This is a genomic window from Hyphomonas atlantica corrig. (assembly GCF_017795365.1).
Taxonomy (GTDB): Bacteria; Pseudomonadota; Alphaproteobacteria; order Caulobacterales; family Hyphomonadaceae; genus Hyphomonas; species Hyphomonas atlantica.
The window spans coordinates 2,259,232-2,272,667 of record NZ_CP051254.1 but is presented as its reverse complement, the minus strand read 5'-3'; the positions used below and the strand labels follow the sequence as shown (position 1 = coordinate 2,272,667).

Below are 13,436 nucleotides of genomic sequence, written 5' to 3'. Positions count from 1 at the left end.
CCGTTTCATCCTCCCCCGCTTGCGGGGGAGGTGGGCCGCGCCAGCGGGTCGGAGGGGGATTAGGCCGAAATCACCTCAAGGCCGCCCATGTAGTTGCGCAGGGCTTCCGGGACGGTGATGGAGCCGTCTTCGTTCTGATAGTTTTCGAGGATCGCCACCAGCGTGCGACCAACCGCGAGGCCGGAGCCGTTGAGCGTGTGGACGAATTCAGGCTTTGCGCCCGCTTCCGGGCGATAGCGCGCATTCATGCGGCGGGCCTGATAGTCACCACAGTACGAACACGAACTGATTTCGCGATAGGTGTTCTGGCTCGGCAACCAGACTTCGAGGTCATAGGTCTTGCGCGCCCCTGCCCCCATATCGCCTGCGCAGAGCAACATCCGGCGGAATGGCAGGTCAAGCTTTTTCAGGATCGCCTCGGCGCATTCGGTCATGCGCTCCAGCTCCTTCAGCCCCTCATCCTGGTTCGCGACGACAGAGACAAGCTCCACCTTGTTGAATTGGTGCAGCCGGATCATGCCCTTCGTGTCGCGCCCTGCACTGCCGGCCTCAGAGCGGAAACATGGCGTGTGCGCGGTAAAGCGTTTCGGCAGTTCGCCGGGTTCGAGGATGCCGTCGCGGACAATGTTCGTCAGCGGAACTTCGGCAGTGGGGATGAGACGAAATCCAAGCTGGGCACGAATTTCATCGGACACTCCATTAGCGAGCAAATCATCCAGTTCCGAATCCATCTGTTGCAAGTAGTAGTCGGCGATCTGATCGCCGCTAAATTCATCTGGGTCTGCCAAGAACTGTTTCTTACGACCGTGATAGTGCGACTTAATCTCGCTTGCCACCGCATTGGCTAGCCCTGACTCCGAAAGAGTGACAGAGAAAAGATCATCCGCAAACTTCGGCAACTGCCCCGTTCCGACCAACGCCTGATCCCGCACCAGCAACGGCGGGGAGCATTCCGTATACCCATGCTCTTCTGTTTGCACGTCCAGCATGAACGCGGCGAGGGCGCGCTCCAGCCGGGCCAACTTGCCCTTCAGCAACACAAAGCGCGCGCCGCTCATCTTGGCAGCTGTCTCGAAATCCATCATGCCGAGCGCTTCGCCGAGATCGGCATGGTCTTTCACGTCGAAGGCAAAGGATTTCGGCTCGCCCCAGCGGGCTTGTTCCACATTGCCGTCTTCGTCCTGCCCTTCCGGCACTTCGTCGAGCGGGATGTTCGGCAAGCCATAGAGCAGGTCGTCCAGCAGTTTGCGGGCAGCTTCTTCCTGTTCGCCCGCCGCTTCAATCGTGTCCTTGGCGTCGGCCACGACCTTGCGTAGGCGTTCAAACTCCGCCTCATCACCCGAGGCCTTCGCCTTGCCGATCAGCTTGGAGGTTTCGTTGCGCTCCTTTTCGGCTTCCTGCTTGTCGGTCACCGCCGTACGCACAGCGCCGTCATGCGCCAGGATCTCGTCCACGGAGTCGCCAAGCCCCGGCTTCTTCCGGTTCCAGGCAGCGCGGAACGCGTCGGGATTGTCTCGGATGGCGCGGATATCGAACATGGCTGTCGTCCTGTCTGGTCAGTCGGGCAATGCTCTAATCCGCACCGCGCCAGCCTGCAACCGTGGGATATGCTTAGCAGCCTGCCTGATCAGGCGGCGTCGGCGTCTGCCTCGGCCTGCTTCTTCTCGATCATCTTCACGCACCAGATCGAAATCTCATACAGGCAATAGACCGGAATGGTCAGCAAGACCTGCGAGATCATGTCTGGCGGGGTGAAGAAGGCTGAAAATGCCAGGATGGCGACAATCGCATATTTCCGTCCCTTGGAGAGGGCGTCAGACGACACAACGCCAATCTTGCCCAGAAGGGTCAGAACAACCGGCAACTGAAACGAAATGCCGAAAGCCAGCATCAGCGCCATGACGAGAGACAGATAGTCCGCGACTTTCGGCAACATGGTGATGTTGGCGATGTCGCTGTCTGGAATCTCCATCCCGACCGTGAAACGCGCCAGCATGGGCAACATCAGAAAATAGACGAAAGTGGCCCCCGCTACGAACAAGACAGGCGCGAAGACAAGATAGGGCCAGAATGCGCCGCGCTCGTTCTTGTAGAGCCCCGGTGCCACGAATTTGTAGAGCTGCCAGGCCATGAATGGAAACGCCAGAAAGATGCCGCCGAACAAGGCCAGCTTCAGCTTGGCGAAGAAGAATTCCATCGGCGCGGTGTAGACAAATTCCAGCTTCGACCCGCGGATCGATTCTGCCATCAGCGCGAAGGGCGCGAGCAGCAGCTCGAAGATTTCCTGCGCAAAGAAGAAGCAGGCAATTGTGCCGACCATCAGCGCCACAAGAGACTTGATCAGGCGCGAGCGCAGCTCTGTCAGATGCTCCAGCAGGGGCGCGCGGCTTGCTTCGACTTCATCATCAAGGATCTCAGGCTGTTCGTCTTTCGGCGGGACGGTGTTCACGTGGCATCCCCCCCGGTTTTCGGTGCGGTGTCAGGCGCGTCGCTCCCAGCTTCAGGCTCTGGCGCGGAGGTCTTTTCCATAACGGCGGAATTCACATCCGCCTCGAACGCGGCAAGATCGTCCTGCGCCTCTTTCATCGTGTTCTCGCGCTTGAGGTCTTCGATCTCCTTGCGGAGTTCGTCCAGCTCACTCTGGCGGGCAATGTCTTCGAACGCGGCCTGGAATTCCCGCGCCATTGCGCGGCCCTTGCCGACGAACTGGCCGATTCGGCGCATCATCATCGGCAGGTCCTTCGGGCCGACAATGATCAGCGCCGCAAGGCCCAACAGCAAAAGCTCGGAAAACCCGATTCCGGGCAGCATATTAAGCGCCCTCCAGTCGGCAGCTTATGACGAGGCCTTCGTCTCGTCCTTTTTTGGGGTGACGTCGACCATCTCGTCCTTCTCGACGGATTTGGTCTCTTCTTCGTCCTTCAGGCCCTTGCGGAAAGCGCCAATGCCCTTGGCCATATCACCCATGATGGACGAAATCCGGCCCCGACCACCGAACAGGAGAAGCGCGACGACCACAACGATCAGCAATTGAATCCAGCTTGGCGACATGCGTCTCTCCTCGAAGATTTCCCGACATATATACAGCAGCCCACGCTGGAACAATGGCCCGGAGCTGCTAAAGAACAGCCATGCGTATCGCCACATGGAATGTCAACTCGATCAAGGCCCGCCTTCCCACAGTGTTGGAAGTGCTGGACGCCATCAATTGTGATGTCGTCTGCCTTCAGGAAATCAAATGCGAGACGAATGCGTTTCCGTATATGGAGCTGGAGGAGCGGGGCTGGAACTGTGAAGTGCTCGGCCAGAAGAGCTATAATGGCGTTGCCCTGCTCTCGAAGCACGAGATCGAGGACGTCACCAAGGGTCTGCCGACCATCGAGGACGAACAGGCGCGCTATATCGAGGCGCTGATCCTCGCCGACCGCCCGATCCGGGTTGGCGGGCTCTATCTGCCAAACGGCAATCCGGCGCCCGGCCAGAAATACGACTACAAGATGGAATGGATGGACGCGCTTGAACAGCATGCGCGCGCCCTGCTGAAACAGGACGAAGCCTTTGTCCTGTGCGGCGACTACAATTGCATTCCTACGCCGGAAGACTGCTGGGATGAAACCGTCTGGCAGGATGACGCGCTCGCCCTGCCCCAGACGCGGGCCGAATTCCGGAAACTGAAATATCTCGGCCTCGCCGACGCGTTTGAGTTAACCGACAACCGGGCGCATCAATACACGTTTTGGGACTATCAGGGCGGCGCCTTCAAGAAGGATCACGGGATCCGAATCGACCACCTGCTCTGCTCTCCACAGGCTTGCGACAGGCTCCAGTCGGTGGAGATCTATCGCAAGGCCCGGGAACTTGAGAAGCCATCCGACCATGTGCCCGTGATTGGCACGTTTGAAGACTAGGCCTTATTCGGCGCGGTCGATGTCATCGGCCCAGGCCGCAAGCCAGAAGGTCACTGCCTGCCAGTTGATGGCAACTTCGTTCAGGGAGTACGCATCGACATGATCGGCGTAGCAGGTCTGGGCGTGGCACTGATCGAAGATCACGCGCGCAACAGGTCCGGCAGGATCGGTATTGTTCGGACCGCCCGCGACAGCGCCGGGTGGCGGTAGCGGATAACCTTCATACTGAGCTCCGGCCCAATGGCGGTGATGCGGCGCCTTGAAGGCGTTTTCGCCATGACCGGCAACGTATGAGAGGTCGCGGGGATTCCGACCGAGAACGTAGTCCAGCAGGTCCAGAGCGCCATCACGATACCGCGTGTCTCCAGTCAAATCATACGCGGTGCCAAGCATGACGCCGCGATTGCCCAGCAAGCCCATCGAGCCCCACGGCCAGACACCGCGGCTCATCGGGATCTGATAGCCTTCAAACCTGGTCTGCTGGACATATCCGTTTGTGGTGTTCAATAGCGCAGCCTGAGCTTCGGCCCGAATATCCTCGTCCGGTGCAAACCGGGACAGGGTGAGAATTCCATAGCCTGATGTCGCGCTCCAGGAAGGTTGCTGATACTCACTGATCGGCCACTGATCCAGCTCCGACTGGTATCGCTTCAGATCGTCTGCATACTTGGCCGCGCCTGTTGTGGCGTACAGTTCAGCAGCTGCCCAATAGAACTCTTCCCGCACATCCGTGGACCCGTACGGTCCGCTTCCGGGAATGTTGTCGTACGCGTAAACATCCGGCAGGCGTTGAGCTGCCTTGTAGGCGCGCTTTGCTGCGGACAGACATTTGTTCGCATAGGCATCATCGATTCCCTGGAAAACACGGGCGCACTGCGCGCCCACCGCGGCAACATGAAGGGTCGCCGCCGTTGATGGAGGCGCCAGCGCACGCGCACGATTGCTCTCATGTGGCATGACGGGAAAGTCCGGCCAGCTCGTATCGCCGGACTTGTGATGCACCATGCCCGACACATCGGTGAGTTCGGGCTCAGCGGTTTCCCATTGGCCGGACATGTTTCCCCGAAGAATGGGGGCTTCCATACCCGGCTTTGCCTGCATGCTCAGCATATAGTCGATGTTGACCCGTGCCTCATCCAGCAGGTCATTCAGGCCGTTCCCGGATTCCGGAAGATTGGCTGCGCCGTCTTCAAACCCTTTCGTGCCGCGCTCATAGGCGTTCAGCAGCGCCCACACGCTGACACCACCATTCACGACATATTTGCTGTGGTCGCCGGCATCATACCATCCGCCACTGACATCCAGCTTGTAGTCACATCCCGGCCATTTGACGTCATATTTGTCCGTGCCGGAAAAGCAGGTCAGCAATTCTCGTTCATGGCCGGCAGGGCGCGCCCATTGCTGGCCGCCCGCATATTCCGCTTCAATCGGAACAGCGACGCGATTGTGATAGAAATAACGGAGCGTATCGTATTTCAGCTTGTTGAAGACGTTCTCAGAGACATCGAAAGGGTGGCTCTTGCCGACACCTTCGACGTCGAGAACCAGCTGGGTCGCCGGGGTCCTCAGAGCATCTGTGATGACCAGCTGAATGTTGGCATTGGAGCCCTCATGGAAGCCTTGAGGAATTGTCATGCCTTCGGCGGCAACGGCCCCGTTGGGCGCGAGAATTCGCCAGTTCAGCGGTTCGGCAATATCCGTTTCAGCAATACCGACAAAAGTGTAGCCAGGCCGAATGCCGGTCTGGGTGGCTCGCACAGGATTACGCGGCGCATTGAATGCGTTGAGATATTCCTGCTGGCGAGCCGAAATTTGCGCGGCAGCTGCGCTTGCACCATCATCCTGTGGCGCGGTTGCGCACCCTGCCAATAACAGCGCTGAAGCCAATGAGGCGAAAGAAACATTCTTGAGCGAGACCATCGGTTGAGTCCAATTTCTGCATGATTTTGAACTCTACCATGCAATTTCAGGACCACTCAGCGAAGATCCAACCGTCTATTCCCGCTAATTTACCGAACCGTACTCGGCGCCTGCCTCATCGAAATAGGCCCGCCAGAAGGCTTTCACGTCCGCGACGGGCAGGTCATAAATCTGGCGGGGAACGATCCGCGCGACGACCTCAGCCTCATCCAGTCTCGGTTTCAGTTCGGCCAGTTCGCTATCCAGATACGCTTCGTAATCTGCCCCGGCCCGATAGAAGCTGAACCCGTCAGAGTGCTGCATCAGGTCTGACACCAGAACCACTCTGCGGCCGCGTTCGCCTGGCTGAAAGTCAGCGCGATCTGCAACAGAATAAACAGCTTCGATCAGAGGTGAGCTGGGCTGACGCGTGTCCATGAGGGCCGCTTCCACGCTCTCCAGCAGAGGCGCATAGAACTGCCCCTGCCAAGTCTGCTCTACCATTTTCGGATTCTGGAAGATCGGATTTGCCTCGAACGCGCTCCCCGGCGAGCAGGCATAATGCACCACTTTGGGATCGTAGGGGCTGACCGCATTCGGGATCATGACGGTGAGCCGGCCATATTTCGGCAAGGCACGCGCCTCGGCGTCGACGAATTCATAAACCCAATCCAGATCATTTGGATTGAAGGGGTCCGATTGATCGATCAGGATGATCGTGTGGGCCGGATCATTCCGGTCAACCCGGCAACTGGTCTCCGCCATCAGCGTGGGCGGCTGGTTGAACGCCACCAGGGCGAACAATGCAAAGACAACCCCAAGCATCAGCGCGATCATTCCGCGCCAGAACCATGGGCCTCGGTCACTTCTGCGACGTGGCATCCCTGTCTACTCCTCCTAGGCGCGGCGAGCCTGATCAACGGGGACATGTGTTGCCCCTTTGGCGTCGCGGACCTTGCTGATTTCGTCAGCAACTTTCTTCTCGATGGAAGACAAGCCCTTCTGGACTTGCTGGATGTGCTGTTCAAGCCATTCCCTGGTCTGGTTCAGGGCCTTGATGTTATTGTCGATCGCCGCAATCGCCTTGTTGGCCTGCTCGCGTTCCTTTGAATAATCGAAGGGCGGCAGTTGCGGTGTGACGATTTCGCTAAAGTATTCCGGGCAAGGCGCCTGATCGCCCAGCCGGTCCCGATTGGCATTGCGGGCGCGGCGGTGAGCCTGACGGTATGCCACTTTCAGGCTGCGCTCCTGATCAGCTGCGCGGGCCGCGATGGCGGATGCGTAATCACGGCGCGTTTCCAGCAAATTCATCGCTTTTTCGATCTCGCGTTTCGCCGCAACGTGACGCGATTGCTGAGTCTCGAACCAGAGACGGCAATTCGAGAAATAGTCAGACAGGTCATCGCGAACGCCATTGCGGACCTCCTGACGACGCTCATAGGCGCGGCGTTCTTTCCGCCAGACGCGGCCATACCCCGGATAACGATCGGAGATACGATCATAGCCCTCATATATGGCCAGGCCGAACACGGCGAGCCCCATGAAAAGCAGGCCAAGAGCCAGGAAGCTCTCCAGCGCGAAGATGTTGGGGAACATTGACGAGATGACTTCGCCCGGCGCGATAGAGAACATCGAGAATGAGCCCAGCGTTCCGGCTTCGGTGGCGGCGAGCAGGCCAAGTTCCACGGCGTCCCTGAAATGGGCAACGAAGAAGTTCAGGAAAATGCCGGCGAGAATGAAGATCATCGCAATGGCACCGCCCATGATCTTCGCTGGCAGCGCCGGGTGATTGAGATAACGCAAGCCGAAGAAGCCCGCGATCACGCCAAACACGACGTTCACAGCAGACACACCGAACGCGATCATCAGGCCGCCCATCAGGCCATTTGCCTGAGCGTCCTTGAACAACAGCGCGTTGAAACCGCCTTCAAGGATCATGATGAAAATCAAGATCGCGACGGCCTGCTCGACATTCTTCTTGATGTCCGGCGTCCGGTCGCCGATTCGATCACCGTGGCGCAGCTTGAACTGCTGGAGCTCGATGATCGCGGCCGAATGAGTTTCCTTCGCCTCGTTCACATCATCCAGTTCGTAGTGGCGATATTCGTTTTCTTCCGTCTTGATCGCCTCACGCAATTGGTCGGGATAAATGTCGATGGGCGTGTAGTCAGCAATATAGTTGCGGACAGACGCAGCCGTCGTGGTCAGCCATGTGCCGAGGCCCCGGCGAACGTCTTCTGCGCGTTCAGCAATCTGCTGTTCGCATTCGCTCCACTCATCAGGGGTCGCAGCCTCAGACATGGGCAGGCCATCACGCCCGTCCTTCTTTGCGGTCACCTTGGTGATCTGGCGACTCAACCCGAGATATCCCTGGGCGCGCTTGCCCTTCAGACCATGATCAGAAAGGTCGTTGCGAATCTCCAGCGGCTTCACCTTTGTCTGGCATCCAACGTCTGCGCCCCAGCGCACAGCTTTCTTTGACATGCTACATCCTCTTAACAACACACCGCGTTTCATTAACTTTCGCGAAGATGGGCTGCCTTGGTTACTGAAGCGTGAAAACCGGCGCGGTTAATGCGTATCGTAATGTAATTGGCACAGCTTCATGCTTGCGGCGTTCATTTCGAAAATGTAACAGCGTAACCATGAGCTTTCATCGCCATCGGACCCTCTATCTGGCCCTTCTGGCAGCGCTGTTCGTTTTCGTGCAGGCGCACGCACTCAGCCATGCGGCGGAGCATGGAGATGAACCGCATGACCATTACGGCGCAGCATGCGAACTCAGTGTGATTGCCACAGATCAGATCCTGTTGCCCGCGGCGCCAAGCGAGCCATTCGTCTTGCCGCCTGCGCCCGGCGCGACTGAGCCCTGTATTTCTGCCGCGAACTGGACCCGTCCGCCGGGGCGCGCGCCGCCTCCGCGAAGTCCTCCATCCCTTCAGCAATAGAAACCATTTGTTCCCGCCTTCGGGCGGCACGTCTATTGTCTGAAGGACCCTCCAATCATGAAATTCCCCGTCTCTCGTCGCGTCATCGCGACGTCGCTCCTGTTAAGCGCAAGTCCCTTTGCCTTCGCCCAGGAAGAAGCGCCTGAAACCCTCGATACCATTATCGTCACCGGCGTTGGCCCACAGCGCACATCAGATGAAATGGTCGGCAATGTCACCGCCATCGACCGCGGTGAACTGGTTCAAAAACTCTCCGGCACGCTCGGTGATACGCTGTCCACGGAAGCGGGTGTCTCGACCACCTTCTTCGGTCAGGGGGCCAGCCGCCCGGTCCTGAGGGGGCTTGGCGCGGAACGCGTTCTCGTTCTCGCAAATGGGATCGGCACCATTGATGCCTCCGCCGCGTCGCCGGACCACCAGGTCGCCACCGACGGCATCGACGCCGAAAAGATCGAGATCGTTCGCGGACCAGCTGCTCTGGCCTATGGCGGTCAGGCGATCGGCGGTGTGGTCAATGTGATCGATGGCCTGATCGTTGAAAGCCTGCCCGATGAACCGGTCTCCTTTGACGGCTTTGCCGCCACCAACAGTGCAAATGAAGGCTCGGAGCTGCGCGGCAAGGCGCGCTTCGCGACCGGCCCATTCGTTCTGACACTGTCAGCATCCGCACGCGATTTTGGCGATTATGACATTCCGGGCTTTGCAGAGTCATCTCTGCTGAGAGCAATGGAAGAAGACGAGCACGATGATCATGACGATGAAGATCATGACGACGAGGACCATGATCACGACGAGCACGAGGATGAAGAAATTCGTGACACGATGGAGAATTCCTTCCTCCAGTCCGAAACCTATTCAGCCGGCTTCTCTTGGGTTGGTGATGACGCGTTCCTGGGCTTTGCCATCCGCCAGCAGACGTCCAGCTACGGGTTGCCAGGCCACGAGCATCATCATGAAGAAGAAGAGCACGATGATCATAATGACGAGGATGATCACGACGATGAAGATCATGACGACGAAGATCACGAGCACGAGGAAGAATCCCCGTTCATTGATCTGGAGCAGACCCGTTATGACATTCGCGGTGGCGCCAAGCTGAATGCCGGTCCGCTTACGCACATTGCCGGCAACCTGTCCTATGCGGACTATGAGCATATCGAGTTCGAAGGCGCAGGTGAGCCGGGCACCGTGTTTACCACTGAGGGAACTGAGGGCCGCCTTGAGCTTGGTCATGCATTCGGCGAATTTGTCGGCGCGGCTGGCGTTCAATTCCTGGACAAGGATTTCAGCGCAGACGGCGACGAAGCCTTCCTGACACCAACATCCACCAAGACCTTTGGGGCCTTCCTGTTTGAAACCCTGCAATTTGCAGATCATTCCGTACTGGAAGGTGGTCTCCGCTTCGACAATACCGAGCTCGACAATGACATTCAGGGCGAGCGCAGCTTCGACCTGTTCAGCGCATCAGCGGGCGCGCACAAGCATCTGGAGTCCGGCTGGTGGATCGGCGGCCTGGTCAGCTATACCGAGCGTGCGCCAAACGAAAGCGAGCTGTTCGCAGATGGTCCGCACCTCGCGACCAGTCAGTATGAGGTTGGCAACGCTTCACTGAGCAAGGAGAAAGGCACGAATATCGAAGCCTCGCTCCGCTGGGAGAATGACCGTTTCAGCATCAGCGGGAACATCTTCCATGCTGACTTTGACGGCTTTATCTACCTGACACCCGGCGTGGTTCTGGAGGATGGCGTTGAAGTGGATGAACTGGATGAACTTCCGGTCTTCCTGTTCCAGCAACAGGGCGCGAGCTTCACAGGCGCAGAGATCGAAGCCGAAGCCCGCTTCCCCGAGGGATTGCTGGGCGCAAACTGGGTCACCTCTGCCAGCCTCGACCTGGTCGATGGCGAACTGGATGACGGGGGCAATGTGCCTTACCTGCCGCCGATGACATTCCACGCGGCGCTTGATGGCGATTGGGGCCTCTGGTCCGCCGGGGTCAACGTCACCGCCGCTGCCGATCAGGATGATCCGGGCACCGGAATTCTGCCAACGGACGGATATGTCATGACCGGCCTGCGCGGTGCTGTGAATCTGTCAGAGCTTGGCTTTGGCAAGGAAGGCACGCAATTCTTCGTGGAAGGCCGGAATCTGACGGATGAGGAAGTCCGCTATTCCACATCGGTCCTGAAGGATTCGGTGCCGGCACCGGGCCGAAATATTCGCGTCGGTATTCGCGTCGCGTTCTAACCAACAGGCGAGGCCTGACCTGCACGATTCGTGTGGGTCAGGCTGCTGGCTGGCCCAGATAGGCCGAGAGAATGGCCTGATCGACGACTGTTCGCACATGCACAGGTTCAAAGGGTTTCGGGATCAGGTAGGACGGTTCCTCGTCCTGTCCCTGCAACAGCATTTCCGGATAGGCGGTGATGAAGATTACCGGGACCGGGTTCTCCATCGCGCCGAGGATGTCTCTCACAGCATCAATTCCAATGGACCCGTCCGCCAGGCGAATGTCTGACAGGATCAATCCGAAATCTAACTCAGCGGCGAGGTCGACGGCTTCCTTGTGGGTGGTTGCGATCCCCACCACTGAGTGGCCCGCTTCGGTCACGATCTGGGACAATTGATAGGAAATCAGGGATTCGTCTTCGATGATAAGAACCGACGTACTGACTTCGTTGGCGATCGTGGTTTCCGCCTGTCTCAGCATTTCCTCGACATCGGTATCGTTCACGGTGAGTATCCGGGCCGCTTCCTGAACGGAAAATCCCTCGACGACAGTCAGCAGCAATGCGCGGCGCTGAATGGTCGTCATCGTGCTCAGGATCTTGCCGATGCCACTATCTGCGGACAGCTTGCTGACGCGCTTGCTGATCGACTTGTCGAGTTCGGCAAACAGGTCGGCCCTGTTGAACTTCAGATCCGGGGCAACGGAGATTCGGAATATGAGCGACTCGATCATGTCTTCGACGGCTTCGTCGCCGTTCGTCTGCTCCCCCATCAAACCGCGCGCATAGCGCCGCAGATAGGGTAGTTCTGAAGAAATCAAGTCAGAGAGCATCCTGCCCGTATCCCCCTTTAGTTGGCCATCTTTGCTGGCCAACACGTTGCAGGCCGTCTAACCCTGATCACCTGTTCTTCAGAAATGCATAATCAAGGGTTAAGAACAATAATACGTGTCAGCGGCGGGCGGGTTGCCCGTGCCAAGCAGCTTGAGTCACAGAATTCCTCAAACCTGCAATAATTACTACAGGACACAACCTCACCAGAAACGCGGGAACAAGTCAGCGCCGCGGGCGCCTACCCCCTAAGGGGCACTCAACCGCTCGCGAGCCCGATGCAGCGCCATCTGTAGTAAATACTACAGTTCAAACCCGTCACCCTGAACGGCAAGCGATTGCCGCTGGCACAAAACGCAGTTCGGAGGGATGCAAACTGCGAAAATATTCAGGAAACCCGGCCTCAGGCTGGCAGGGACACACTCATCCGGTAACCGGTTTCCGTCGGCCCGTTTTCCAGATGCGCGCCGATTTGCGCCGCTGAGGCCGCCATGATGCGCTTGCCGAGACCGGAGACTGATCCTGGCGCGGGTTCCGGCCGCTTGGCGGCGCCGCCATTGTCTTCGCAGAGGATTTCTAGCCCGCCTTCAACCTGTCCAGAGCCCTTGATCCAAATTTCGCCCGGCTGGCCGTCGCTGAAGGCGTGCTTGATGGAATTGGCGACGAACTCACTCACGATCACGGCGATGGCGCTGGCCGTGGAGGTGGGAATAGCGACGGCCCCTGCCTCGCAATGCACGCGAACCCCCGGCGGCGCGGAATCCTCCAGCAATTGGGCAATGTGGCCCAGGAAGGCATCGAGGCTCACCGCATTCTCCAGCGGCGAGTCATGCAGCAATTCGTGAAGCGCAGCTGTCGCCTCAATTCGCCGCCCGATCGCATCGAAGGCTTCGGTCATGTCCACGCCCGGCCTAGCGCGGCTCTTGTAGACGCGCACGAGCGAGGCGACCGACTGGAGCGAATTCTTGACCCGATGGTCCATTTCATTGCGCAGGATTTTCTGGTTCTTCAAGGCGAGGCGCAGATCCAGTTCCCGCATCACCTGCCGGGCGAGCGTGTGCAGCGTGCTTTTCTGAAAATCGTCAAGCGCGTTCGGCTTGTTGTCGAGTACGCAGAGCGTTCCGATGGGCAGGCCATTCGGCGCTTTCAGCAGCACGCCGGCATAGAATCGCAACCCATCCGCGGGCGTGCAGAGTTCATTGTCTGCGGTGCGCGGGTCCAGTTGGGTGTCGTGGATCTCGACGTAATCCTCACTCAGGATGACGTGAGAGCAGATCGAGGTGGCGAGCGGCGTTTCGCGGGCGCCGATACCGACTTCCGCCTTGAACCATTGGCGGTCTTCATCGATCAGATTCACCACCGAGATCGGCACATTGCAAATGCGCGAGGCCAGCTGGACAACTTCGTCGAACTCCGGCTCGCGCTCTGTGTCCAGAATGTCGTATTTCCGAAGGGTCTCCAGCCGGAGAGCCTGGTTCGGGTGGGCGGCCGCTTTCATAGGTATGATTCCAGTGTCTTTTCGCGCCACTATAGCGGGAGTTTCAACAAATACACCCATAAGTGGCCCGCGCACGGCCAGCTGCACATGCGACGCCCGTGAAGGCGCTTGAGCTTGGAATCCGGAT

General features: G+C 58.5%; 12 protein-coding genes. 3 read left to right on the top strand and 9 right to left on the bottom strand.

Going from position 1 to position 13,436, the window contains the following annotated elements:
- Nucleotides 1–59: 59 nt before the first annotated feature.
- The 4 genes from serS to tatA all read right to left on the bottom strand — a co-directional run bounded on the left by serS (nucleotide 60) and on the right by tatA (nucleotide 3,051).
- Entirely contained in the window at nucleotides 60–1,538 is a 1,479-nt protein-coding gene (gene serS, locus HF931_RS17225; RefSeq protein ID WP_273240129.1) for a serine--tRNA ligase, read from the bottom strand.
- An 89-nt stretch (nucleotides 1,539–1,627) separates the two neighbouring features.
- Nucleotides 1,628–2,449: a twin-arginine translocase subunit TatC gene (gene tatC, locus HF931_RS11030; protein ID WP_206741203.1), complete on the bottom strand. Its 822-nt coding sequence runs from the start codon at nucleotides 2,447–2,449 to the stop codon at nucleotides 1,628–1,630.
- Nucleotides 2,446–2,811 (bottom strand): Sec-independent protein translocase protein TatB, encoded by a 366-nt coding sequence (gene tatB / locus HF931_RS11025; RefSeq protein WP_035553947.1) that lies wholly within the window; start codon nucleotides 2,809–2,811, stop codon nucleotides 2,446–2,448. Before tatB ends, tatC begins: the two co-directional genes overlap by 4 nt.
- 24 nt (nucleotides 2,812–2,835) lie before the next feature.
- On the bottom strand, nucleotides 2,836–3,051 hold the full coding sequence (tatA, locus tag HF931_RS11020; RefSeq protein WP_035553949.1) for a twin-arginine translocase TatA/TatE family subunit: 216 nt from the start codon (nucleotides 3,049–3,051) through the stop codon (nucleotides 2,836–2,838).
- Between the two features lie 80 nt (nucleotides 3,052–3,131).
- Here tatA and xth point away from each other — a divergent pair, with 80 nt between their 5' ends.
- Nucleotides 3,132–3,908, top strand: a complete 777-nt coding sequence (gene xth, locus HF931_RS11015; protein WP_035553951.1) for an exodeoxyribonuclease III — start codon at nucleotides 3,132–3,134, stop codon at nucleotides 3,906–3,908.
- A gap of 3 nt (nucleotides 3,909–3,911) precedes the next feature.
- Here the strand turns inward: xth and HF931_RS11010 are convergent, their stop codons facing one another.
- The 3 genes from HF931_RS11010 to HF931_RS11000 all read right to left on the bottom strand — a co-directional run bounded on the left by HF931_RS11010 (nucleotide 3,912) and on the right by HF931_RS11000 (nucleotide 8,291).
- Nucleotides 3,912–5,828 (bottom strand): glycoside hydrolase family 9 protein, encoded by a 1,917-nt coding sequence (locus HF931_RS11010; protein WP_051602809.1) that lies wholly within the window; start codon nucleotides 5,826–5,828, stop codon nucleotides 3,912–3,914.
- A gap of 84 nt (nucleotides 5,829–5,912) precedes the next feature.
- Nucleotides 5,913–6,689, bottom strand: a complete 777-nt coding sequence (locus HF931_RS11005; RefSeq protein WP_273240125.1) for a hypothetical protein — start codon at nucleotides 6,687–6,689, stop codon at nucleotides 5,913–5,915.
- A 15-nt stretch (nucleotides 6,690–6,704) separates the two neighbouring features.
- The gene (locus tag HF931_RS11000) at nucleotides 6,705–8,291 is read right to left on the bottom strand and encodes an MFS transporter (protein WP_035553956.1); all 1,587 of its coding nucleotides are present in this window, start codon (nucleotides 8,289–8,291) and stop codon (nucleotides 6,705–6,707) included.
- Between the two features lie 161 nt (nucleotides 8,292–8,452).
- Between HF931_RS11000 and HF931_RS10995 the strand changes: the two genes are divergently transcribed.
- Both HF931_RS10995 and HF931_RS10990 read left to right on the top strand, forming a co-directional pair.
- Nucleotides 8,453–8,755, top strand: a complete 303-nt coding sequence (locus tag HF931_RS10995) for a hypothetical protein (RefSeq protein ID WP_035553958.1) — start codon at nucleotides 8,453–8,455, stop codon at nucleotides 8,753–8,755.
- A 57-nt stretch (nucleotides 8,756–8,812) separates the two neighbouring features.
- Entirely contained in the window at nucleotides 8,813–10,999 is a 2,187-nt protein-coding gene (locus HF931_RS10990) for a TonB-dependent receptor (RefSeq protein WP_273240122.1), read from the top strand.
- A 37-nt stretch (nucleotides 11,000–11,036) separates the two neighbouring features.
- Here the strand turns inward: HF931_RS10990 and HF931_RS10985 are convergent, their stop codons facing one another.
- Together HF931_RS10985 and HF931_RS10980 are read right to left on the bottom strand one after the other, a co-directional pair.
- On the bottom strand, nucleotides 11,037–11,813 hold the full coding sequence (locus HF931_RS10985; protein WP_273240120.1) for a PhyR family response regulator anti-anti-sigma factor: 777 nt from the start codon (nucleotides 11,811–11,813) through the stop codon (nucleotides 11,037–11,039).
- A gap of 401 nt (nucleotides 11,814–12,214) precedes the next feature.
- Nucleotides 12,215–13,309, bottom strand: a complete 1,095-nt coding sequence (locus HF931_RS10980) for a histidine kinase dimerization/phosphoacceptor domain -containing protein (RefSeq protein WP_273240118.1) — start codon at nucleotides 13,307–13,309, stop codon at nucleotides 12,215–12,217.
- Nucleotides 13,310–13,436 lie beyond the last annotated feature (127 nt).